We start from the raw sequence: 22900 nt of genomic DNA, 5'->3' as shown, positions 1-22900 counted from the left end.
TCTTACCCGTTCATAGCCGGCTTTATATCCTTTGTCCTTTAGCATGGATTGCATAGTCAAAACACCCGCAGTAGGCTCTTCCAGAATATGTTTGTCCATGAGTTTCATCATTTCCAGGTTCTCTGGTTTTTCTCCTTTTGGGACATAGTAGAACGTGCTACGGTTGATCGCTATGAGCTCACACTGTTCCCGGATACTTAAGCCCTCTTTTTCTTTGGTTGAAATTAGGCTACGTTTCATTTCATCAGATCCAGTTTGTTCAAGCTTTTTTTTTAAAAAGTCCCGCTCCATTTCAAGCTTCCCAATTTTTGCATAAAGCTTGTCCAGATCAACTTCTTTTTCAGCAGCTTTGTCTTTTTTCTTATCAAAGACATCGCTGGATTTCTCCAGGAATTCTTGCTTCCACTGGCTAATCTGATTAGGATGGAGTTCAAAGCGCTCGGCAAGTTCCGAAAGGCTATAGCGCTCCTTTAAAGCTTCTATGGCCACTTTTGACTTAAATTCTGAACTGAAATTTCTACGTTTTTTTTCATTAAGGTCATTGTTTAAAGTTAGTAAAATTTCAACTTAAACAATGGTCTAGTTTTGTCGAGGTATTATACAATTGCTATTCAGGAGGTAAATTTATTCGTATTTACTTCAAATATTTCTGGATTTGTTCAATATTCCCACTTGCGGCAACAACGAGAGTAATTTTTAAAAAATTTAATTATGCGGAACATCTGGTGATTAGTTCCTTCATCATTGGCTACACAAGTCTTTTAGAATCTATAAGTTTTGCGATTTTTAACTGGCCTGCCTTAGTGTTAGATCCATTAACTTATATAACTATTTCAATACTACTTTTCAGAATATTTAAAATAGAAGGACACATTATAAAAACTCTCCTTTTAGTAGTAAGCGCGTTGCTATTCTTTCTTCTTTTATTACTAATTATCATTTTTAGTATAGGATATATTATGAAGGTAGCCTAAAAAAAGGTCTAAAGAAGTTAATAATTAATAGCTGTTATTCCAGCATCATTTACAAAATTTCTCTCTAAACTAAATTTAATTTGTTGCCTATAGTTATATTTGTTAAAGCTAAATCAAGTTTTGCAGATGGAAACGATTGAAAGTTTTAAAGTTAAGGCAGGAGCATCAAGATTTGGTAAACACTATAAGATGAAAGCAGTCACCTTAAACATTCTGGATATTAAGATTTCATCCAAAGATACTGCTAACGCATTAGCTGTTTTTGAACAGACGGGCCTTACTCCCAATGGAGGCCCTCCATTACATACACATCCAGATCAGGACGAATGGTTCTATGTTATTGAAGGAGATTATATTTTCCAGGTAGGTAAAAAGAAATATCACATAAAATCTGGTGATACCATTTTTCTTCCCAGGAACATTCCACATGCCTTTATTCAACTTTCGGAAAAAGGAAAGGTGATAGTTGCTTATCTTCCTGCCGGTAGAATGGAAGCTTTTTTTGAAGTTACCGATAAGTGGGAATCCACTCCATCAAAAGAAGAAATCTACAGGGTTTTCGAAAGTCACAATATGAAAATTGTTGGACCACCATTAAAAGCCGGCTCAGTATAGAACTTTACATTTAAATTTTGAGGATCGCGAAAATGGGGCCAGATGTAAATAATTATCCCTTTGTCCACTCAATTAATAGTATAGTTGTCAAACCTTTTATTTTTTTGGATTTTTCATTGATCAAAAATTATGATTTAGCTCTAGTAGTTAACTCCAACTCCATAGGAACTGAACCTATAAAATCCTAAGAAGTTTAGAAAATGTACAGGATATTTCGTTAAAGATCAGGAAAATATTTTCGTTAAAGAACAATCTCGGCCTCAATTCCTATTCAGGATTAAAAAGCCAGCAGATCCTGGAATTTACTGTCTGGCATCTTCTATATAGGCTAATTTTATGTTAATCATTTCAATACGCCTTCAGTAATCTTTACATTAATAGGAAGTTTAAAAATGCTTTCAGCATAAAAGTATGAAGCATCTCATTTAATCCTCCTGAAGATGGATCAGAAAGAAAAAAATCAGGAATTGCAACTCGAAAACCAGGAATGGCTGGAGTCCTTCCGCTGGATAATTAATAATGAATCAGCAGAAAGGGCGGGAGATCTTCTTGATCTTTTAAAAAATGAAGCTCTTAAACATGCCGTTCCGGTTGAAAAAAATACTGTTTCACCCTATTTAAATACTATTCCACCTGAAAATGAAACTGCTTATCCCGGAAATTTAGAGATAGAAGAAAAACTGCTGGGAATGATTCGGTGGAACGCTATGGCAATGGTGGCCAGAGCCAATAAGAAAAGTGCAGGGATTGGTGGCCATATTTCTACCTACGCCTCCATATCTAACCTTTGGGAGGTTGGCTTTAACCACTTTTTTAAAGGAATTGATAAGGGGCCAGGCGATAATATCTACTTCCAGGGACATGCCTCGCCGGGAGTTTATGCGCGGGCTTTTCTTGAAGGTCGCTTGTCCAAAGAGCACCTTGAAAATTTCAGGCGGGAAATAAAGTCAGAAAAAGGCCTTACCTCCTACCCCCATCCTAAATTAATGCCGGAATTCTGGAACCACCCCACTGTTTCTATGGGGCTGGCTTCTATTACGGCCATCTATCAGGCAAGGTTTAACAAATACCTGGAACATCGCGGGCTACTGAAGGAAAATGATCAAAAAGTATGGGCATTCCTGGGCGACGGGGAAATGGATGAACCGGAATCCCGGGGAGCGTTGGAAATTGCCGCGCAGGATAAGCTGGACAACCTTATTTTTGTGATAGATTGTAATTTACAACGATTAGATGGCCCTGTACGCGGAAATCAAAAAATTATTCAGGAACTTGAAGGCACTTTTAAAGGAGCCGGATGGAATGTGATTAAGGTTTTATGGAGTTCAGACTGGGATCCGCTCTTCGCTAAAGATAAAAACAATAAACTTGCTGAAAAATTAAACCATCTACCAGACGGTCAGCTTCAGAAATTTGCCTTTGAACCAGGAGAATACATGCGCTTGGAATTATTTGGAGAAGACAAAGAACTTCAGGAACTGGTAAAAAACCTTTCAGATAAGGAACTGAAGAATTTAAGGCGTGGCGGCCATGACCCGGTAAAAATTTACAATGCCTATAAAGCTGCCGTGGACCATAAGGGACAACCCACGGTAATTCTTGCACAAACCATAAAAGGTTACGGGCAGGGGGATGCAGGGGAAGCAAGTAATGTGGCTCACCAGACAAAAAAGTTAAATAAAGAAAATTTGAAACATTTTAGGGATTTTTTTAATGTCCCTGTTTCAAATGATGATTTGGAGAAAATTCCCTTTATTAAACCGGAAGAAGATAGCAAAGAATTGTCCTATCTTAAAAAGCACCGGGAAGAAAGAGGAGGTTTTATTCCGAAGAGAAAAGATAAAAGTGAAACTTTAAAAGAGCCTGATAATAAAGCTTTTACTAAATTTTTTAAAGGTTCCGGCGAAGACGAAGCAGCCTCTACAAGCGTACTGGTGCAAATCCTGAGTAAATTATTAAAAGATAAAAATATAGGTAAACTAATTGTTCCTATAATCCCTGATGAGTCCCGCACTTTTGGTATGGAATCTTTATTTCAGCAGGCAGGGATTTATGCAGAAGGCGGCCAGCAATATGAGCCTGTAGATAAGGATAGCCTGCTTTATTATAAAGAATCTGCAAAGGGAGTCATTCTGGAAGAAGGAATTACCGAAGCAGGCTGTATGAGCGAATTTATTGCAGCGGGCACTTCCTATCTCAATCACGGGCTTAATATAATCCCTTTCTACTTTTTTTACTCCATGTTTGGCTTCCAGCGGACTGCCGATCTTATCTGGGCTGCTGCCGATGCCGGCACCAAAGGTTTTCTTATAGGCGGAATTTCAGGCCGAACAAGTTTGCCCGGCGAAGGTCTACAGCATCAGGACGGGAACAGCCATTTGTATGCTTTAACTTTTCCATCGCTAAAGGCGTACGATCCGGCTTTTGCTTATGAAGTTGCCATTATTGTAAAAGAAGGCATCCAAAAAATGTATACTGAAAAAGAGAATTGTTTCTACTATCTCACCGTGGGCAACGACACCTATAAAATGCCAAAAATGCCTGAAGGAATAGAAGAAGGGATTCTTAAGGGAATGTATAGATTCAAAAAGTCTTCCAACAAAAAAATTAAGAAGAAGGCTCATCTTTTTGGCAGCGGTGCAATAATGAAAGAGGTCCTTAAAGCCGCAGAAATCCTGGAGAAAGATTATAATGTAAAAACCGATATCTGGAGTATTACCAGTTACAAATCCCTTTATGACAATGCCCAGGATACAGAGCGCGAAAACCGTTTAAAAGCACAAATGAATAAAAATCCTAATTATATAGAAGAATGTCTAAAAGATGAAAAAGGCATTTTTGTGGCGGCTACAGATTATGTAAAAGCGCTGCCGGAGTCTGTCTCTAAATATTTTCCGCAGAAATTAACAATTTTGGGCACCGATGGTTTTGGGCGCAGCGATGCCAGGGAAGAACTTCGTGATTTCTTTGAGGTAAGTGCCGCGCACATTGTTTATGCGGTTTTATATGAATTTGCACTTCAGGGTGAGCTGAAATCAAATGAATTAAAAGAAGCCGTAAAAAACCTGAACATCGATCCTAAAAAAGTAAATCCCAGGACTTCCTGAAATCTTCAACATCAAAATAGAAAAAAATGGCAACGGATATAAAAATTCCTCAGATAGCAGAAGGCGTAGAATCTGCCACGGTTACAGAAATACTGGTAAAGGAGGGCGATAAAATAGAAAAAGATCAATCGGTTATTGCTGTAGAGTCTGATAAAGCTTCAGTTGAAATTCCCAGCCCGGAAGCAGGCACTGTGGCATCTATCGAAGTAAGTGAGGGAGATGAAGTAAGTGTGGGCGATGTGATTATAAAACTTGAAGCGGGGGAGTCTAAAGATGATGATTCAGAAGAAGAGGAATCTGATAAAGCAGAAATTGAAGAAACAGAGAAAAAGGAAAAAAAAGATAAAGAGCCGAAAAAGAAGAATACCAAAAAAACTGAAGAGGTAGATGAAAAAGAGGAATCAGAAGAAGAAAAAGGGGTAAAGAAAAGCGAGGACGAAGAGGAATCTTCTGATGAGGAAAATGAAGAAGAACAGGAAACTGAAGAAGAAACTGGAGATAAAGATGAAAAAGATAATTCTGGTAAACTTGAAGAAAATGAAGATGAAGATGAAACCAATTCTTCCTCATCGGGAGAAATTCCGGCATCACCTGGCGTTCGAAGGCTTGCCAGGGAGTTAGGAGTTGATATTGCGAAAGTGAAAGGCAGTGGCCCGGGTGGCAGAATTAGCAAAGGAGACCTAAAAGATCATAATAAATCTGGTAAAGGGAAAACAACTGCTTCAACAGAAATAACACTTCCGGATTTTAGCCAATGGGGAGAAACCGAAAGAAAACAGTTATCGGGCATTAGAAAAGCTACCGCAAAAAACACTTCTACGGCCTGGAGTACTATCCCTCATGTTTTTCAGTTTGATGAAGCCGATATTTCAGATATTGAAGAATATATGCAAAAGCTAAAAGAGAAATCTGAAGCCAATATCACCATAACCGCAATTCTTGTAAAAGTAGCTGCGGTTGCCCTAAGGCAATTTCCAAAATTTAATGCCAGTATAGATATGAAAAATGAGGAAATGATCCTCAAAAAATATGTAAATATTGGGGTTGCCGCAGATACCGATAAAGGCCTTCTTGTACCGGTAATAAAGAATGCAGATCAAAAGACAATTCTGGAAATTGCTAATGAAATTACTACTTTGGCAGAGAAAGCCCGCGAGGGAAAATTAACCCGGGAGGAAATGGAGGGTGGAAATTTCACCATTTCCAATCTTGGCGGTATTGGCGGCACAAATTTTACTCCTATTGTTTACCACCCTCAGGTGGCAATTCTTGGAGTTTCCAGGGCTAAAAAGCAACCTGTTTTTATAAATGAAAACTTTGAGCCACGGGACATCCTTCCGTTAAGCCTTTCTTATGATCATCGAATGATTGACGGAGCTGAAGGTGTTCGATTTTTGCACTGGATCTCAAGAGCTCTCGAAAATCCATATGAAGCTTTACTCGGAGCATAATTTCTGAAAATTTATGGCAAAAAATAAGAAAAAGAAGGAACTAATAATTATTGGCGCAGGGCCTGGCGGATACGCAGCGGCTTTTAGAGCTGCCGATCTTGGCATAAAAGTAACCTTGGTAGATCCTGAAGCCAATCCCGGGGGAGTATGCCTTTATCGTGGATGTATCCCCTCCAAGGCTTTATTACATATAGCGCAGGTTAAACAGGAAGCCTTGGAAGCTGCCGAATGGGGCCTGAAATTTGAAAAACCTGAAATAGATTTAAAAAAAATCAGGAAGTGGAAGGAGCAGGTGGTAAAAAAACTTACCGGCGGCCTTGGGCAATTATCCAAAGGCAAAAAAATTGAATACATTAAAGGTACTGCCAAATTCGTATCAGAGAAAAAACTGAAGATCCAGCCTAATGATTCCGAAGCCTACGAAGCAGAATTTCAAAATCTCATCCTGGCTACCGGCTCTGTTAATGTCTCCCTCCCGGCAATTGAAATAGATCATAACAAAATTATAGATTCCAAAGATGCTTTGGAACTTAAGGATATTCCCAAATCTATGCTGGTGATTGGCGGTGGCTATATTGGCCTGGAATTGGGTAGTGTTTACGCGGCTTTAGGTTCTAAAGTTTCCATAGCTGAAATGACTCCTGGGTTTCTTCCTGGAGCAGACCGCGACCTGGTAAAAATTTTCGAAAAAGAACATCCCTTTAAAGATTTGTTTTTTAATACTAAAGTCGAAAAAGTTTCGATAAAAAAGGACAAAATTAAAGTTGAACTGAAGGAGAAAAATGGCAAATCCAGTGAAAAATCCTTTGACAAAGTTTTGGTTGCCGTGGGGAGAAAACCAAATACCGACACTTTAGCCCTGGAGAATTCAGGTATCAAAGTAAATGATGCTGGATTTATAGAAGTAGATCAAAAGCGGAAAACAAGAAATGAAAATGTTTACGCTATTGGAGATTTAACCGGGGAACCTTTACTTGCCCATAAAGCTAATTATGAAGGTAAGATAGCTGCAGAAGCTATCGCCGGGATAAAAGGTGCTGCTTACGATCCTGGATCTATTCCTGCCGTTGTATTTACAAATCCCCAACTTGCCTGGTGCGGCATTACCGAGAGTGAAGCCAAAGAAAAAGGAATAGAGATAAAAGTTTTGAAATTTCCATGGAGCGCATCAGGACGTGCAGTTGCAGTTGGAAGTCCCAACGGATTGACTAAACTTCTTGTAGAAAAGAAAACGGGACGGATATTGGGAGGCGCTGTGGCAGGCAAAAATGCAGGATCGCTTATTCCGGAAATTTCGCTGGCCATAGAAATGGCAGCTACTGCAGAAGATGTTGCTTTAAGCATCCATCCCCACCCAACACTTTCTGAAACCATTATGGAGGCCGCCGAAATTTTTTCAGGTAGTCCTACACATATTTCCAAATAAAAAACCCGAAAAGAAATCTTATTTCCAATCGGGTTGTTCTTATTTTTCCCCCAATCTGCCTATGCAACGGTAATGGACGGATATTTTGCCTTTATTAGCATATATACCCCATATCCCGCCAGGCCAATAGCTACAATTCCTAAAACTATAGATCCAAATTCCTGCTGAATGTAGCTGAAAGCATCTGTTTGTGTTTGAATATTATTTCCACTGGAGAGTCCTGATCTTAAGGTGAGATACGCCATTAGTCCAAATACAAGGCCCCTGGCGGTATGTCCAAACTTACCGGCATTTACCAGTAACTCCTGTTCTTTATGATCCATTCCGGCCTCTTCTACTTCTTCCCTGAATTTTCCTGAATATGCCCTGTAAATGTCATATATCGCTTTTATTCCCATTCCAATACCAATAATTATGGCAATGGTGTCTCCATTGGAACCAGACATTAAAGAACCCATCATGGAAGATTTTCCTCCTCCAGAACTGCTGCCACTTCCAAAATTCAGTTTAAAGGCATAAAAGGCGAGGCCGCCATACAGGAGCCCGCTTATAAAGTATGCTGCACGTTTCCCGTAACCTTTGGCATCGTCATGAAGCCCTTTGGGATTTCCAATAGATTGATAGAACCTCCAGAAAACATAGCCTAAGAGGCCAATCCCCATAATTACCAGCAGGATCTGCCCGTAAGATTGTTGCGCCAGGTACTGTAATGCTCCTTTGCTGCCGGTCTTCTGACCTCCTTCCCCAAAGGCTGCAAGGGCTGTTAATACCCCTATTAAACAATATACCGCTCCCTTGGCTGCCATGCCAAAACGGGCGAAATTCTTTTTTTTGCTACTCATAAATTCAATTTTTTGGTTGTTGTTGGTTTTCTGTTAATTCTAAAGTTATAGGAAATTAAATAGCTAACTAAATATTTAATCAAATTTTATATTTAGTTTATGCTTATTGTTAGCAATAAATCACCTATGGCTTCCTAATTTATTAAAATGACAGCTGCCCTATTTATTATTAATAAAAATTAAAGCTGGGGATATATTTAATATTCTGCACCTCCTTGTATGCATAAAAATTGAGATTCCCTTCTGCTTTTAAGAGTTCCCTCTGTTTTATATGAAGGCTTTGAACATCTGCCTTATCAATTGAAATTTAAGAATTGTTAATCGAGCCTCTCCTGTAATTGCTTATAATCCTGTGGAGTGTCAATATCCAGAATTCGATCTCCGGCATCTAAAACAATAAGCGAAGATCTTTCTCGTGCCAGGATATTCTTTGCACCTTTGTCTTCTGCTAACAGGGACAGTTCCTTAAAATATTTCTTCGGAAAAACTGCCGGAACACCTGCCGATTTTGGATATTTTGTGGCAACTATTTTAGAAGGGTTTTCTTTATAAACTTCCAACAACTGGTTTAAGTAAGCTGAATCCATCAATGGCTGGTCCCCCAGCATTACTAAAACCGCTTCAAATTTTTTCTTATTCTGAAAGAAATATTTTATTCCCGTTGCTATTGAAGAACCCAGACCATTTCTCCAGTTTTCATTTATTAAAATTATAGCTGGAAAATGCTCAATTTTAGCCGTGATTCTATCTGAGTTTGCACCAAGAACTACAATTACCTCATCAGCAACAGAAGCAGTGGCCTGTTTTATTGCCTTTCCCAGCATGGTCTCCTCCCCTATCTGCAAAAGTTGCTTGGTATTTTCCATTCTTCTGGAAGCCCCTGCAGCAATAATAATAATTCCTGTTTTGCCCAAAATCAATTATGTATTTTACCCATTTTCTCCCTTAACGGAAATGCTTTTTTTCCTCTTATCACAGAAAGGATTTCTGAAAGCACCGAAATCGCGATTTCCTGCGGAGTTTCAGCACCTATGTCCAGGCCTGCAGGGCCATAAATTTTGTCCAGGAAAGCAGCATCGGTTTCTGGCTGATATTCTATAAAAGCATTGAATATTTTTTCCCGGCGTTTTGCCGCACCCAATAAACCTATATAAATAGCTTTACAGTCTTTCAGGCTAAGTAAAAATTTAAGATCTGTGGCGTAACTATGGTTCATGAGCATCACGGCAGTTTCATTGTCAATTTCCAATTGTTTAATTTCTTCAGGCTGTAAATGTAAAACCTCCTGCGACCCCGGGAAATTGGCTTTGGAGCGTGGATCTTTGGGCGAAGCGTTTACAATCACTTCCCATCCTAAAAGCGAAGCCGCTGAACATAATTGCACGGCATCATGCTCTGCCCCAATAATCAACATTCTGAATAATGCTTTCATTTCCTGTTGGAAAACCAGCAATTTTTGGCTGTTATCCCTTTTTGTTTTTTCTGAAAAGACCATTTGCATTCCGTCTGCAAAAACTATTGCCGAACCCATTCCAGGTGTCATGCCTTCCTCTTTCCTGAAAAGAGATTCTAAATAAAACGATTCTCTTTTGCCGAAGACGAAATGTAATTTTTTCTCAATCTCTCCTGAAACATAAAACGGTTCCAGTAAAATGTATAATATCCCTTCGCAGCCCAGCCTGTAGCGGCCATCGTAGGTCATAATTTTAGCTGTTCCATTTTTTAGAACATCCTGTGCCTGGAGTAAGACTTCTTTCTCTACACAGCCCCCGCTTACCGCGCCGGTCATTCTACCATTTTCTGCAATAAGCATGCGTACGCCGGGTTTTCTATAAGAAGATCCGTCCAGTGCCACCACCGTGGCAAGGACACTTTTTAAATTTTCTTCCTGATTTTTTAAACCGGCTTCAACAATTTTTTTGAATTCGTGGGTCATTTTAATAACTATATTTTACTAATCTTGAACCTTCTAATTAAGATTAAAAAGTAGGCCGGCTCCGCTCAGCCTGACAAACTGATAAAAATACTAAATTATATGATTCTTTGCGCAAGGGATAGCAGCGGCATCCTTTTGTGGCGCGTCAGCGCGGCAAAAGATACAGCGAATAGCCCGTGCCGTAGGCTGCGCCCAAAAAATTATACTTCTAACGCAGATATTTTTCCACAGGATTAATGGGCAAATCGCGGTACCGCACCCCTGTGGCATCAAAAACCGCGTTGGCAACTGCAGCGGCAGTGGGGCCCTGTGCGGCTTCCCCGGCTCCCAAAGGTTTTTCGTTAACCCGGTCTATCACCTCCACTTCCACTTCAGGAATTTCTTCAAACCTGAAGATAGGATATTTATGCCAGTCCACACTGGTAATATGTTTTTTATCAAACCGCACTTCCTCACGCAAAGCCCAGCTGGCAGCCTGTACCATTCCACCCTCGGTCTGGTTCTTTAGCCCATCGGGATTTATGGTTTCCCCGGAATCAATTACTCCCCACATCTTTTTTACGCGAACAATCCCCTTCTCATTTACTTTTACATGGGCGGCAACGGCAAAATAGGAAGCCGAATTCTTATAACGTGAAAAGGCATATCCCAATCCTTCATCTTCTCCTGTGACCACATCCTGTGTATGTTCTTTTATTTTCCTGAGACAGGTAATTGCGCGCTCATCATCAAGATGATTTATACGAAATGCCACGGGATCTTTGCCGGCCTTATGGGCCAGCTCGTCCATAAAGGATTCTATGCCAAATATATTACCATAAGCGCCCAGGCCTCTTAAAGCCGATTTTCTTAGCGGACCCTGGAAAATATGGGATTGGGTTTGTAAAGCACCTATAGAGTAATAGGGCGTGGAATTTCGTACTGCGCCACCTTTGAAACCTACTCCGGGGACGCCGTGGCCTTTATCCAGAAAGCGGGCGGGCAACAAGGTTTCCGGCTGTCCATTGGGGCGCGTACTGTGCCCGTCTGACCAGAAATCGTATTTCCAGCCCTGAATTTTCCCGCCGGAATCCAGCCCGGCCTGTAGTTCCATGATCATAGCTGTTCCATAGGGTTCCCAGCAATGTTCATCGTTACGCATCCACTGCAGCCTTACATGCCGCCCGGGAAAGTTTACTGCCATAAGCGCGGCTTCAGCAGCAACATCATCTGCACCGTTATGACCATAACAGCCGGAACCCGGAACTCCTTTAACATGAATGGATTCTGCGGGCATCCCCAAAAGGGACGCCAAAGTCTCCCGAAGCGGATACACGCCCTGGCTATGCGTCCAGACACTGAGTTTATCATTATCAAAAAAAGCCACCGCGCAGGAAGGCCCGTTGGCGGCATGCATAATATATGGCTTATAATACGAGGCGCTATGCTGAATGGGCGCTTCTTTTATGGCATTTTCCCAGTCCCCTTTTTCTTCTTCAACCTCTACATCTGCATCCAGGGTTTTAAGGTATTCTTTTAAAGGTACATCGGCAGGCAGTAATTCATCATCGTCCCATTTCGCACGGTTATTCAGCTCCCAGCTTACTTTTATCGCCTGAAATTCTTCTTCCGCAATAACCCCAACAAAACTCCCAATACGAACCATTTTTAAAAATCCGGGGAAATCTTCCAGGCCTTCTTTATCTAAAGCGGCCAGTTTGGAAGTGTAAGAACCTGGCCTTATAATTCGCGCATGTACCATATTGGGAAACTCAAGATCCTGCACGTACTCATGCTGCGCCCTAACCATTGCGGAAATATCTTTTCTCAATACCGGCTGGCCTACATATTTTCGCCTGGTTTTTCCATAAATTTCTGAAGGATCGCCTATTTCTTCATTTATTTGTTTTCCTTCAAGCAAGTCATAAAGTGTCATTTTATTGTTGCCGGCAGTAATTTTCCCATCTTCCAGGCTTATTTCAGAAACAGGCAGCTCCCATTTTTCTGAAGCCATTTTAATTAGTTTTTCCCTTGCTGCTGCAGCCGCTCTCCTGATAGCCATCGCACTGGTTTCTATGGAATGGCTGCCCGCGGTGTAGCCTTCATTGGCTGTAACTCCGGTTTCAGCTAAATTTACCTGCACCAGGTCAGGATGCGTATTTAATTCTTCTGCAGCCATTTGCGCCACGGCAATTCTTATTCCCTGCCCAAGTTCCATTTTCCCGGTAAGCACCATTACACTCCCGTCCTCCAACACCCGCAACCAGGCATTTATCCTGTCTGGCTGCCCGGAATTCTCTGTCGCCGATTCACTGCCAGCCGCATTACCACCTCCTTCACCACTTTCTTCTTTAGGGTTCATACAGGATGTGCCTAATATGCTAAAGCCAATACTTACATAGCCTAATTGTTTTATAAATTCCCTACGATTAGTTCCCATAATTCCTTTTTATGAAGTTGAAGCTTTTTTCACCGCCCTTATTACCCGGGGATGAACCCCGCAGCGGCAAATATTCCTATATAACGCAGCCTGTATTTCTTCATCTGAAGGATTGGAGTTTTCCTGAAGAAGCCCTACTGAGGCCATTACCAGTCCATTTAGACAATAACCACATTGCGCGGCCTGTTCTTCTACAAATGCCTGCTGTACTTTATGCAGGTTGCCATTATCATCTGCCAGGCCTTCCAGGGTGGTAATTTCCATATCGGTAGCATTTTCTACGGCTTTTAGGCAGGAGGGGTTTGCTTTGCCGTCATAAAGTACCATACAGGCGCCACACTGCGATAATCCGCAGCCAAATTTAGGGCCTTTTAATCCCAGGTTATTTCTTAGCACGTAAAGTAAAGGAGTGGCCGGGTCTACATTAACCTCATGCTCTTTGCCGTTTACTTTTAAAATGATTTTCTTTTTCATAAAATTAGATTTGTTCTGCTTCGGCGGTATTTAATCCCATTGCTTTATCCAGGGTAATGGGCAGTTCCCGTACACGCCTTCCGGTGGCGTGATAAACCGCGTTTGCTATGGCAGCGGCCACTCCCACAAGTCCTATTTCACCTATTCCCTTTGCACCAACCGAACTTACAATATGATCTTCTTCTTCAACAAAAATAATATCGATATCGGGCATATCTGCGTTTACGGCAATATGGTATTCTGCCAGGTCATGATTTATAAAACGTCCAAAATTATGATCCATAAAACTATCTTCTTCCAGGGCCATAGAGATTCCCCAAACCACTCCGCCCAGAATTTGGCTATGCGCGGTTTTATGATTAAGGATTTTCCCACCATCTATTGCACTTACTATTTTTGTTACTTTTACCGTACCTAAATCTTCGTCTACCTTAACTTCAGCAAAAACAGCAGAGTGCGTATTGCGCCCGTACCTGCTTTGTTTTAACATATTGGGGATAAGCGCATACTTTTTCTTGATCTCATCCAGTTGCCTTTTTTTCATCACTTCGGAAATTTCGATATAAATTGAAGCATCTTTCCTGCTGGAAATTTTTCCGTCTGCAAACAGGACGTCTTCAATTTTGGCATCTTTAAAGGGGGAATTTTTAATTTTTCCGGCCTCTTTTAATAGTTTTTTAGCGACTTTCAGACATACCGATTTTACTGCTGATCCTACCGAAGCTGCCGTGGCAGATCCTCCTTCTATTAAGGCGAATGGCAGGGAGGAATCTCCAAGTTTAGCCGTTACATCTTCAAAGGGCAAGCCTAAAGTTTCGGCCGCAATCTGGGCCATAATCGTATAAGTCCCGGTTCCAATATCAGCCGTAGCGCTGCTTACCTCCAGTTTCCCGTCTGCGGTGAGAATTGCTTTTGCCCGGGCAGGCATTTGCAGCGCGTCCCAGATTCCCGTTGCCATTCCCCAGCCAACGAGCTGATGGCCCTCTTTCATAGATCCCGGTTCAGGATTGCGTTTTTCCCATCCAAATTTTTCTGCGCCCTGCTGGTAACATTCCCTAAGGGTTTTACTCGAAAAAGGCTTTCCCTTGCTCTTATCTTCTTCAGTATAATTTTTTAGCCGAAGTTCCAGCGGGTCCATTTTAAGCTTATAAGCCAGTTCATCCATGGCCGATTCCAACGCATAAACTCCGGTAGCCCCACCCGGAGCACGCATGTCCAGGGGTGTATACATATCCAGCGGCACCACGCGGTATTTCTCTTCAACATTTTCACATTTATATAATTTTGCCGACCAGTTTACCACATTCTCGATATATTTCTCGAACTGCGAAGTTTCTGAAAAAGCCGAATGATGTATGGCCTTTAAAGTGCCATCTGCCGAAGCGCCAATTTTCAGGTTCTGAATAGTAATAGGACGGTGGCCGAAAGAAAACATCTGGGGCCTCGTAAGTTCTACTTTTACTGATTTTTTTAGCTGGGTGGCCGCCAAAGTAGCCATAAACAACTGGTACTGCGGGCGCAATGCCGAGCCAAACGCACCTCCCACATAAGGTGAAAGTACCCTGATCTTCTTTTTTGAAATTCCAAAAACCATGGAGACATAATGCCTGCTGTTCAGGACCCCCTGGGTTTTATCATAAATGGTCAAATTACCGTCTTCCCCATAAATTACCGTGGAAGCGTGCATTTCCATAGGATTATGATGCTCGGCACCATGAAAATATTCCAGGTCTATTTTAACTTCGGCTTTTTCAAAAGCATCTTCAAAGTCCCCAACAGAGGTGGGATTTTCAAACCCAGCCCTAAGGCCTTTTCCTTTTTCGCTTTGGTCAAGGCTGTCAACAAGTTTGGTATTATGGCCATCTACATCGTAGCCTATGTCAATAAGATGGGACGCGTATTTTGCCAATTCAAGGGTTTCAGCAACTACCAGCGCCACAGGCTGCATGTTAAACTGGATTTTATCACTATGCAGCGGCCGGAAAGGATCTCCGGGAGGCGCATCCATATCTTTGTAGCTTAAGTCCATCCACGCAAGGCTGGGAGTGTTTTCGTGGGTAAATACTTCCACCACGCCATCAAGTTCCAGGGCTTTAGAGGCATCTATAACTTTAATTCTGCCTTTTGCTATCGCGCTGGAAACCACCACTCCATGCAATAAACCGGGTTCATGAAATTCCGCGGCATATTTGGCCTTTCCCGCTACTTTATCCCTTCCATCTACCCGGTTCTTTGGTTTTCCTATATAATCTGTTGCCATATTAGTCTATTTTAGCAGCCTGCATCAATGCCCGAACAATGGATCTTTTGGCCAGTTCAATTTTAAATTTGTTATACGTGTAGCCTTTAGCTTCTTTCAGGATTTCATCTGCTACTTTCTGAAAGTTCTCCATTGTTGCCGCTTTATTCTGAAGTAGCGCCTCGGCTTTTTTATCTCTCCAGGGTTTGTGTGCCACTCCTCCCAATGCGATCCTTGCTTCTTCAATTTTTTCATTATTCATCTGAAGCCCAACAGCTACTGAGACTAGAGCAAAAGCATAAGAAGCACGGTCGCGATTTTTGAGATAAGCAAAATTTTCAGCAAAACCTTCCGGCGGCAAGTCTATGGAAGTAATGATTTCGTCTGCCAACAAATTGGTGTCCTTTTCCGGTTCATCACCCGGCAGCCGGTGAAAATTGTCAAAAGGAATTGCTCTTTTGGCTTCCGGCCCTTCTACCTGTACTACAGCCCCCAGGGCGGCAAGCGCCACACACATATCTGAAGGATGCACGGCAATACATTTTTCACTTGCCCCTAAAATAGCATGCATGCGATTGTAGCCGTTTATTGCAGAACAGCCGCTTCCCGGTTCCCGCTTATTACACGGGGTGGTGGTATCGTAAAAATAGTAGCAGCGGGTGCGTTGTAATAAATTCCCACCATCTGTGGCTTTGTTCCTAAGCTGGGGGGAAGCCCCGGCCAGGATGGCGTGGGAAAGTATTGGATATTTTTTATGCACTTCTTCGTGATACGCAGTATCTGCATTGGTTACCAAAGCTCCCAGGCGCAGGCCTCCCTCCCCGGTTTCTTCAATTTTATTTAATCCCAGGCCGGTAATATCAATAATATTTCTGGGTTGCATCACATCAATTTTCATTAAATCCAGCAGATTAGTGCCGCCGGCAATGAATTTAGCCTGCTCATTTGTGGAAATGTCACTTACTGCCGAGTCTACATCTTCAGCTTTTATAAATTTGAATGGTCTCATTTGTTGTTCCTTTCCAGTGCTTCCTGCACCACTTTCGTTATGTTATTATAGGCCCCGCAACGGCAAATATTGCCACTCATTAAATCCCTTATTTCATCCAGCGTGCTGGCTTTACCCTCATTAATCAACCCAATGGCAGAGCAAATCTGGCCAGGCGTGCAATACCCGCACTGGAACGCGTCATGTTCCATAAAAGCCTCCTGCACAGGATGAAGCTGGTCTCCTTTGGCTATACCTTCAATAGTAGTGATTTCAGCACCATCATGCATTACTGCCAGGCTCAGGCAGGAATTGATTCTGGTGCCGTTCAGTAAGATCGTGCAGGCACCGCACTGGCCATGATCGCAGCCTTTTTTGGTGCCGGTAAGATGTAAATGTTCCCGCAGAAGATCTAAAATTGAAGTCCAGGCTTCAACTTCTAATTCCTGCTCCACACCATTGATGTTAAGCGAGATCTTTTTCTTTTCTATAGATAAAGGACCGTGCTGCCCCGGGCTGAAATTTTCTTTCATAATACTGCTTTTTAGGATTTTAAGTTCTTTCAGATCTAATTTCCATCTTCCCCGTAGAAGCCTGTCTATAAAAACCGACTGAAAGGCAATGCTTTAAAATTTACATTAAATAAGAACAACATGAAGAAGCACGGCCAAGTTTTAAAATATATTTAACAGGCAAAACAGCTTCGGCCGGTTCAGCTTAAAAAGCATGATATTGTTTCCTAATCATTCTTTTTGAAGTTTATTATCTCTAATTTTATCCGAAATTTTAAATTTTCACCTAATTGAAACCTGCTCCTTTGAAGTTATTTCCGGCTATAGTTTTAAAAAAAGTTATGTTAGCCTTTCTCATAGGATTCTTCTTCAGCTGTAACATAGAAAACAAAGCTGAATTGAGAATTGCCACCGCGGCCAATATGCAATTTGCCATGAAAGACCTGGTACAGGAGTTTATGCAAAAAACAGGTGTTCCCTGTGAAATAATAGTGAGTTCTTCTGGTAAATTAACGGCCCAGATAAAAGCAGGCGCACCTTATAATATTTTTGTGGCCGCTAATATGAAGTATCCAAACGATCTTTATAATTCCGGAATCGCAAAGCAAAAACCTGAAATTTATGCTTTTGGAAGCCTCGTTCTATGGACTTTGAAAGACAGTTTAACCCCTTCAGTAGAAATATTGCAGGACCAGAGGCTTAAACATATTGCGGTGGCGAATCCCAAAACAGCTCCATACGGTACAGCGGCGATTGCTTTTTTAAAAAACAAAGGCCTTTATAAAGAGGTGAAGCCAAAACTGGTATTTGGAGAAAGTATTTCTTCAGTAAACCAGTTTATATTTTCTGAATCTGCTGATATTGGTTTTACCGCACAATCTGTGGTTTTATCCCCAAAAATGAAAGGAAAAGGTGCGTGGATTAAGCTGGACCCAAAAAGTTATCCTTCAATTGAACAGGGAGTGGTACTACTTCCGCAGAAAGATGAAAAAAAAGCTAAAAATGCTGCGGAATTTTATAAATTCCTTTTTTCCCCTGAAGCGCAACAAATTCTTCAGGATTATGGTTACCAACCCGTAAAATGAACAAATTAAAAGGCGAAATATCGGCTATTGAAAGCAGCGGCAGTTTATCTATGCTGGACATTTTAGTAAAAGGAATACATTTAAAAGTGATTGTAGTGGAAACTCCTGAAACCGCTTCTTACCTGAAGACGGGAAAAAAGATGAACCTGCTTTTTAAAGAAACAGAGGTGGTTTTGTCTAAAAACCCGGCTCTTTCCATAAGCATAGAAAATAGTATAAAAGGTACTGTAACCGCAATTACAAAAGAAAAACTTTTAAGCAAGGTTGAATTAGCGAGCCCTCAGGGAAATATTTCAGCTGTTGTTTCTACAGAAAAGTTGGTGGAAATGCAGTTAAAGGAAAACGCTGAAGTTTTGGTAATGCTAAAGTCTAACGAAATAATGCTTTCAGAATAATGGAATGGGGCCCGCTACTTCTTACCTTAAAACTTGCGATTTTAAGCACCTTTTTTCTGGTTATCCTGGGAATTCCTTTAGCTTACTGGCTGGCTTATACCAAAACCAAAATAAAACCGGTGGCCGAAGCGGTGATAAGCATGCCGCTTATTCTACCGCCTACCGTACTGGGGTTTTACCTTCTTCTGGCTTTTGGAAATTCCGGTTTTTTAGGAAACTGGTTAAATGAGGTATTAGGTATACAACTCGCATTTTCTTTTACCGGGCTGGTGGTGGCTTCCGTAATTTACAGTCTGCCCTTTATGGTACAGCCCATACAGTCTGGATTTTCCAACCTGCCTGATAATTTAAGGGAAGCTTCCTACAGCCTGGGTAAATCCAAATTCACGACTTTTTCTAAAGTACTTTTACCCAATATTAAAACCTCTTTGCTTACCGGGATGGTGCTTACTTTTGCCCATACCATAGGGGAATTTGGTGTTGTTTTAATGATTGGCGGGAATATTCCCGGGGAAACCCGTGTGGCTTCCATAGCCATTTATGATGAAGTAGAAGCGCTAAATTATGCTTCCGCTAACCGGCTTTCACTGGTTCTTTTTGTTCTTTGTTTTGCAATTTTACTGCTTGTGTACCTCATCAATAACGGAAAAAGATTTTGGAGATGATTTTGTGTAAATTTCAGAAAAAACTAAAGGGTGCATCAGGAGAAATGCTGCTGGACGTGAAATTCAGTCTAAAGAAAGGCTCTTTTACCGTTATATACGGCGAATCCGGGGCGGGAAAAACAACTTTGTTACGAATGATGGCAGGATTAATTTCCCCTGATAAAGGAAACATGAAAGTTGATGAAAAGGTATGGCTGGATACTCCTCGTAAATTTGAACTGGAACCGCAAAAGCGGAATACAGGAATGGTTTTTCAGGACTACGCGTTGTTTCCCAATATGACGGTGGAAGAAAACCTGAAATTTGCATCGGGCAGTAAAAATAACAAATCCCACCTGGAAGAACTCATTTCCATAACCCAACTTAATGCCTTAAGAAACAGGAAGCCTTCTACCCTTTCCGGGGGACAGCAGCAACGGGTGGCGCTGGCAAGGGCGCTGGTAAGAAAACCTGGGATTCTTCTTTTGGACGAACCGCTTTCTGCCCTGGACCATAGCATTCGTGGGAAACTGCAGGATTACATTCTAAGAGTCCACAAAAAATTTAACCTTACTACCGTGCTCGTTAGCCATGAGCCGGGAGAGATTATTAAAATGGCAGATCATGTGTTGGTTCTTGAAAATGGTACGATTACCAAAGAAGATAAACCTACGGCTATTTTTACAAAAAACAAACTCAGCGGGAAATTCCAGTTTACCGGTGAAGTTCTGGAAGTAAAACCCGAAGGTGTGGTTACCATTTTGAGCATCCTGATAGGCAGAAATGTGATAAAAGTGATTTGTATGGAAGAGGAAGTAAAAACTATTAAGGCAGGCGACCAGGTATTAGTGGCCTCAAAGGCATTTAACCCCGTGGTGCAGAAAATCTGATGCATGTAGAATTCTCTGTTGTATGGTGAACTTTTTGTATATTTACGAAAATAGCTGCGGTATGAAAACGGTAAAACTTCAGGTACCGGACCATCTGGATTTAGAAGAATATGAATTCTTAATGATCCTGGCCTCAAAACTTTATGAAGATTCAAAACTTAGCCTTGGAGAAGCGGCTACAATGGTAGGAGTTTCTAAACCTACTTTTATTGAACTCCTGAATAAATATAAAATCTCTCTTTTCAGCAGGGCTATAGAAGATTTACATTCTGACATTTCTAATGCATAGAATTGTAATCCCTGATACCAGTACACTTATTGTTTTTTCCAAAATCGGCCGTTTAGAATTATTAAATTCTATTTATGGCAAACTTACCACCACGCCTCAAATTGCCGAAGAATTTAAAGAACCCCTACCAGAATGGATACTTATTCAAGAAGTTACAGATAAGAAAAATCTGGAAATTCTTCTAACCCAAATAGATCCTGGTGAAGCCAGCGCAATAGCCCTGGCAAAAGAAAGCAGCGATGTCCTTTTATTAATGGATGATTTAAAAGCAAGAAAACTGGCCAGGCAATTAAATTTAAAAATAACCGGCGCATTAGGTATTATCTATAAGGCAAAACAGCTTCAAAAAATCGACCGGGTTAAACCGGTAATCGAAGAAATATTTAAAACTAATTTTCACATCTCAGCCCATATTGTAGATGAGATTCTGAAATTAAATAATGAACTTTAGGTTTATCCGTAATTTGCCCATTCCAAATAATGTAATATGATCAATCAAAAGGAAGCTTTTCAAAAAGTAATGGAAACCGTAAAAGATTTTGGGAATGAAATAATCCCAATTCTTGAAGCTCCCGGAAGAATTTTAGCTGAAGATATTAAAGCCGACCGGGATTTTCCGCCTTTTGACCGTGTTACCAAAGATGGGTATGCTGTTAACTCCAAAGCGCTGAACGAAGGAATAATGACTTTTGAAATAGAAAGCCTTTGCCCTGCGGGTTCCCTTGGGGGAAAACTTGAAAATTACAAGAATTGTATAGAGGTAATGACTGGGGCAGTTTTACCTGAAGGAACAGACACCATCATTATGTATGAGCATACGCAGCTTAAGGATGGAAAAATGCATATTGAAGTGCCGCCTGAAAAGGGCCAGAATATTCATTCCAAAGGAGGTGATATTTGTGCCGGCGAGACCATTCTCAAGAAAAATAGAAGAATTACCGGCAAAGAAATGGGCGTCTTGGCCGCTGTGGGAAAAGCACGCGTTCTGGTGAAAAAATTGCCGAAAATATGCCTAATTTCCACCGGGGATGAACTGGTAAGTATCGAGGAACAGCCTTTGCCCCATCAAATAAGGAACTCCAACGGGATGAGCCTTTACGGCGCCCTTTCCTCGGAAAATATCTTTCCGGAATTTCTACATTTAAAAGATGAGAAGGAAGAAATAAGAAAGAAATTAAAAACTGCTTTAGAAGAAAATGATGTCCTGCTCTTAAGCGGAGGAGTTTCCAGAGGAAAATTTGACTTTCTCCCTGAAATTATGGAAGAACTTAAAGTGGAAAAGATCTTTCACAGGGTGGCCCAGCAGCCGGGAAAACCACTTTGGTTTGGAGTGCAAACTAAAATAAACACAGGTGTTTTTTCCTTTCCGGGAAATCCTGTGTCCACTTTTGTAAACTTTCATGTTTATTTTAAGCCATGGTTACAAAAATGCCTGAAGGAAAAAATTAGAGAACATAAGGTCCTTCTTAAAAACGAATTTGAAAATAAAGGAGATCTTACCAGGTTTTTACTGGTCACTATTACTCCAGAAGAAGGGAAACTTACAGCCAGCCTCATTGGTGGCAACGGTTCCGGTGACATGGTTAGCCTTACCCTGGCAGACGGGATAATAATTGTCCCGCCAAAAGAAGTGGTTTCAAAAGGAAAAGCTGTAACCTATATTTCTTTTTAAAATGAAAATTAAAAAAAATGGTAACCTCACGAAAATTTAAAGCTACCTCATAATTATACTTTCAATGTGTTGTATTTAGAAAATTTAATAGTTAAAATTTGCACTTCACAGGCATCCGTATTTTATCTTTAAAAATCAAATTTTTGATCCGTTTTAAATAATTCTGTCTTCTCCCTTAAAGTATACAGAAATGAAATTAATTCCCTTAACATTCTTGGTTCAAACATTGTTTGAACATAATTTTTCTTTCCGTTGTGATACAGCTCAATAGTTTTCACGGCTCCGTCACAACATAAAATTTCATTCGAAATATTTAAAGTTTCAATTTTTGATTTTATAATTAGGTCAATTAATTCTGAGAAGACCCTGTCATTCAATTTGCCATAGTAGTTTCCAGATTTGTCTTCATCAATCTGCATTCCCATTCCATCTTTATAATCCTGTGTTTTCAGCTCTATTTCTTTATTGGCCTTTATTTTAAGTTTAATCACGGGGCAAGATCCAAAGCATGAAGAAGCTGTAAAGATTAGTCTTTCAAAATTAAAATCGTCATTTCTTATAAAATTTTGATTTACAAACTTTATTGGCTTATCAGTATTAAAAAACTTTACTGAAGCTTTGGAAACTGGTGCTACCAATAATATTGAATCTGTAAGCTGCAATATTTTAAGGTTGTAGGGAATTATATGCAGTTTTTCATAATTCTCACTGGAAGAATAATATTTATCTTGAAAACTCAAAGTGTCATCTAAGATCTCAAGATAAAATTCTTCGTTTCTTAATGCCGCATTTGTAATGGTCTGTTTTTGGACCTCATCACTTGCTGATATGGCAATCATTTCATTTTTATTGGAAATCCAGTTGCCAACAAGATCTTTCTTTTGGCCAAATGCAAAGTTTGATATCGTTAGAAACAGGAATACGAGCTTTTTCAATAGAAAT

Annotated in this window: 21 protein-coding genes; 11 read left to right on the top strand and 10 right to left on the bottom strand. The window is 40.7% G+C overall.

Annotated elements, in window-relative coordinates:
- Nucleotides 1-561, bottom strand: a 561-nt coding sequence (locus AB8M93_RS11075) for a transposase (RefSeq protein WP_373057652.1), incomplete at its 3' end; no start/stop codon positions are given.
- A 539-nt stretch (nt 562-1100) separates the two neighbouring features.
- Here AB8M93_RS11075 and AB8M93_RS11070 point away from each other — a divergent pair.
- The 4 genes from AB8M93_RS11070 to lpdA all read left to right on the top strand — a co-directional run bounded on the left by AB8M93_RS11070 (nt 1101) and on the right by lpdA (nt 7573).
- Nucleotides 1101-1589, top strand: coding sequence for a cupin domain-containing protein (locus tag AB8M93_RS11070; protein ID WP_373057648.1), 489 nt, complete (start codon nt 1101-1103; stop codon nt 1587-1589).
- Between the two features lie 440 nt (nt 1590-2029).
- A complete protein-coding gene (gene aceE, locus AB8M93_RS11065) occupies nt 2030-4696 on the top strand; it encodes a pyruvate dehydrogenase (acetyl-transferring), homodimeric type (RefSeq protein WP_373057647.1) in 2667 nt (888 codons plus the stop codon).
- 26 nt (nt 4697-4722) lie between these two features.
- Entirely contained in the window at nt 4723-6147 is a 1425-nt protein-coding gene (locus AB8M93_RS11060) for a 2-oxo acid dehydrogenase subunit E2 (RefSeq protein WP_373057646.1), read from the top strand.
- 13 nt (nt 6148-6160) lie between these two features.
- Nucleotides 6161-7573, top strand: a complete 1413-nt coding sequence (gene lpdA, locus AB8M93_RS11055; protein ID WP_373057645.1) for a dihydrolipoyl dehydrogenase — start codon at nt 6161-6163, stop codon at nt 7571-7573.
- Nucleotides 7574-7632: 59 nt separating this feature from the next.
- Here the strand turns inward: lpdA and AB8M93_RS11050 are convergent, their stop codons facing one another.
- From AB8M93_RS11050 to AB8M93_RS11015, 8 genes are all read right to left on the bottom strand, one after another.
- The gene (locus AB8M93_RS11050; protein WP_373057644.1) at nt 7633-8415 is read right to left on the bottom strand and encodes a DUF1206 domain-containing protein; all 783 of its coding nucleotides are present in this window, start codon (nt 8413-8415) and stop codon (nt 7633-7635) included.
- 317 nt (nt 8416-8732) lie between these two features.
- Nucleotides 8733-9329, bottom strand: coding sequence for a nucleotidyltransferase family protein (locus AB8M93_RS11045; RefSeq protein WP_373057643.1), 597 nt, complete (start codon nt 9327-9329; stop codon nt 8733-8735).
- A 2-nt stretch (nt 9330-9331) separates the two neighbouring features.
- Nucleotides 9332-10351 carry an XdhC family protein gene (locus AB8M93_RS11040; RefSeq protein WP_373057642.1) on the bottom strand — a complete coding sequence of 340 codons (1020 nt, stop codon included), beginning with the start codon at nt 10349-10351 and terminating at the stop codon, nt 9332-9334.
- A gap of 208 nt (nt 10352-10559) precedes the next feature.
- Nucleotides 10560-12770, bottom strand: a complete 2211-nt coding sequence (locus AB8M93_RS11035) for a xanthine dehydrogenase family protein molybdopterin-binding subunit (protein WP_373057641.1) — start codon at nt 12768-12770, stop codon at nt 10560-10562.
- 9 nt (nt 12771-12779) lie between these two features.
- Nucleotides 12780-13244 (bottom strand): (2Fe-2S)-binding protein, encoded by a 465-nt coding sequence (locus tag AB8M93_RS11030; RefSeq protein ID WP_373057640.1) that lies wholly within the window; start codon nt 13242-13244, stop codon nt 12780-12782.
- A 4-nt stretch (nt 13245-13248) separates the two neighbouring features.
- Nucleotides 13249-15504: a xanthine dehydrogenase family protein molybdopterin-binding subunit gene (locus AB8M93_RS11025; RefSeq protein WP_373057639.1), complete on the bottom strand. Its 2256-nt coding sequence runs from the start codon at nt 15502-15504 to the stop codon at nt 13249-13251.
- A gap of 1 nt (nt 15505) precedes the next feature.
- Nucleotides 15506-16492, bottom strand: coding sequence for an FAD binding domain-containing protein (locus AB8M93_RS11020; protein WP_373057638.1), 987 nt, complete (start codon nt 16490-16492; stop codon nt 15506-15508).
- Complete coding sequence (locus AB8M93_RS11015; protein WP_373057637.1) at nt 16489-17004, bottom strand: (2Fe-2S)-binding protein; 516 nt, start codon at nt 17002-17004, stop codon at nt 16489-16491. Before AB8M93_RS11015 ends, AB8M93_RS11020 begins: the two co-directional genes overlap by 4 nt.
- A gap of 320 nt (nt 17005-17324) precedes the next feature.
- Here AB8M93_RS11015 and modA point away from each other — a divergent pair, with 320 nt between their 5' ends.
- From modA to AB8M93_RS10980, 7 genes are all read left to right on the top strand, one after another.
- The gene (modA, locus tag AB8M93_RS11010; RefSeq protein ID WP_373057636.1) at nt 17325-18068 is read left to right on the top strand and encodes a molybdate ABC transporter substrate-binding protein; all 744 of its coding nucleotides are present in this window, start codon (nt 17325-17327) and stop codon (nt 18066-18068) included.
- Nucleotides 18065-18463 carry a TOBE domain-containing protein gene (locus tag AB8M93_RS11005; protein WP_373057635.1) on the top strand — a complete coding sequence of 133 codons (399 nt, stop codon included), beginning with the start codon at nt 18065-18067 and terminating at the stop codon, nt 18461-18463. The genes modA and AB8M93_RS11005 overlap by 4 nt, the downstream gene beginning before the upstream one ends.
- Complete coding sequence (gene modB / locus AB8M93_RS11000) at nt 18463-19128, top strand: molybdate ABC transporter permease subunit (RefSeq protein ID WP_373057634.1); 666 nt, start codon at nt 18463-18465, stop codon at nt 19126-19128. Before AB8M93_RS11005 ends, modB begins: the two co-directional genes overlap by 1 nt.
- Nucleotides 19125-19997, top strand: coding sequence for an ABC transporter ATP-binding protein (locus AB8M93_RS10995; RefSeq protein WP_373057633.1), 873 nt, complete (start codon nt 19125-19127; stop codon nt 19995-19997). Before modB ends, AB8M93_RS10995 begins: the two co-directional genes overlap by 4 nt.
- A gap of 61 nt (nt 19998-20058) precedes the next feature.
- Nucleotides 20059-20286 (top strand): UPF0175 family protein, encoded by a 228-nt coding sequence (locus tag AB8M93_RS10990; protein WP_373057632.1) that lies wholly within the window; start codon nt 20059-20061, stop codon nt 20284-20286.
- Nucleotides 20279-20737: a PIN domain-containing protein gene (locus tag AB8M93_RS10985; protein WP_373057631.1), complete on the top strand. Its 459-nt coding sequence runs from the start codon at nt 20279-20281 to the stop codon at nt 20735-20737. The genes AB8M93_RS10990 and AB8M93_RS10985 overlap by 8 nt, the downstream gene beginning before the upstream one ends.
- A 36-nt stretch (nt 20738-20773) precedes the next feature.
- The gene (locus AB8M93_RS10980) at nt 20774-21958 is read left to right on the top strand and encodes a molybdopterin molybdotransferase MoeA (protein ID WP_373057630.1); all 1185 of its coding nucleotides are present in this window, start codon (nt 20774-20776) and stop codon (nt 21956-21958) included.
- Nucleotides 21959-22086: 128 nt separating this feature from the next.
- Here AB8M93_RS10980 and AB8M93_RS10975 read toward each other — a convergent pair whose 3' ends face one another.
- Nucleotides 22087-22893, bottom strand: coding sequence for a DUF6438 domain-containing protein (locus AB8M93_RS10975; RefSeq protein WP_373057629.1), 807 nt, complete (start codon nt 22891-22893; stop codon nt 22087-22089).
- Nucleotides 22894-22900 lie beyond the last annotated feature (7 nt).

It is taken from the genome of Autumnicola aciditolerans, from assembly GCF_041679265.1.
In the GTDB taxonomy this organism is placed as follows: Bacteria; Bacteroidota; Bacteroidia; order Flavobacteriales; family Flavobacteriaceae; genus Autumnicola.
This window is presented reverse-complemented; position numbering and strand designations above follow the sequence as displayed.

Excerpts from the sequence above, each read along its gene's own strand:
- AB8M93_RS11070 (WP_373057648.1), top strand. The coding sequence starts at position 1,101 with ATGGAAACGATTGAAAGTTTTAAAGTTAAGGCAGGAGCATCAAGATTT.
- aceE (WP_373057647.1), top strand. The coding sequence starts at position 2,030 with ATGGATCAGAAAGAAAAAAATCAGGAATTGCAACTCGAAAACCAGGAA.
- AB8M93_RS11060 (WP_373057646.1), top strand. The coding sequence starts at position 4,723 with ATGGCAACGGATATAAAAATTCCTCAGATAGCAGAAGGCGTAGAATCT.
- lpdA (WP_373057645.1), top strand. The coding sequence starts at position 6,161 with ATGGCAAAAAATAAGAAAAAGAAGGAACTAATAATTATTGGCGCAGGG.
- AB8M93_RS11050 (WP_373057644.1), bottom strand. The coding sequence starts at position 8,415 with ATGAGTAGCAAAAAAAAGAATTTCGCCCGTTTTGGCATGGCAGCCAAG.
- AB8M93_RS11040 (WP_373057642.1), bottom strand. The coding sequence starts at position 10,351 with ATGACCCACGAATTCAAAAAAATTGTTGAAGCCGGTTTAAAAAATCAG.
- AB8M93_RS11035 (WP_373057641.1), bottom strand. The coding sequence starts at position 12,770 with ATGGGAACTAATCGTAGGGAATTTATAAAACAATTAGGCTATGTAAGT.
- AB8M93_RS11030 (WP_373057640.1), bottom strand. The coding sequence starts at position 13,244 with ATGAAAAAGAAAATCATTTTAAAAGTAAACGGCAAAGAGCATGAGGTT.
- AB8M93_RS11025 (WP_373057639.1), bottom strand. The coding sequence starts at position 15,504 with ATGGCAACAGATTATATAGGAAAACCAAAGAACCGGGTAGATGGAAGG.
- AB8M93_RS11020 (WP_373057638.1), bottom strand. The coding sequence starts at position 16,492 with ATGAGACCATTCAAATTTATAAAAGCTGAAGATGTAGACTCGGCAGTA.
- AB8M93_RS11015 (WP_373057637.1), bottom strand. The coding sequence starts at position 17,004 with ATGAAAGAAAATTTCAGCCCGGGGCAGCACGGTCCTTTATCTATAGAA.
- modA (WP_373057636.1), top strand. The coding sequence starts at position 17,325 with ATGTTAGCCTTTCTCATAGGATTCTTCTTCAGCTGTAACATAGAAAAC.
- AB8M93_RS11005 (WP_373057635.1), top strand. The coding sequence starts at position 18,065 with ATGAACAAATTAAAAGGCGAAATATCGGCTATTGAAAGCAGCGGCAGT.
- modB (WP_373057634.1), top strand. The coding sequence starts at position 18,463 with ATGGAATGGGGCCCGCTACTTCTTACCTTAAAACTTGCGATTTTAAGC.
- AB8M93_RS10995 (WP_373057633.1), top strand. The coding sequence starts at position 19,125 with ATGATTTTGTGTAAATTTCAGAAAAAACTAAAGGGTGCATCAGGAGAA.
- AB8M93_RS10990 (WP_373057632.1), top strand. The coding sequence starts at position 20,059 with ATGAAAACGGTAAAACTTCAGGTACCGGACCATCTGGATTTAGAAGAA.
- AB8M93_RS10985 (WP_373057631.1), top strand. The coding sequence starts at position 20,279 with ATGCATAGAATTGTAATCCCTGATACCAGTACACTTATTGTTTTTTCC.
- AB8M93_RS10980 (WP_373057630.1), top strand. The coding sequence starts at position 20,774 with ATGATCAATCAAAAGGAAGCTTTTCAAAAAGTAATGGAAACCGTAAAA.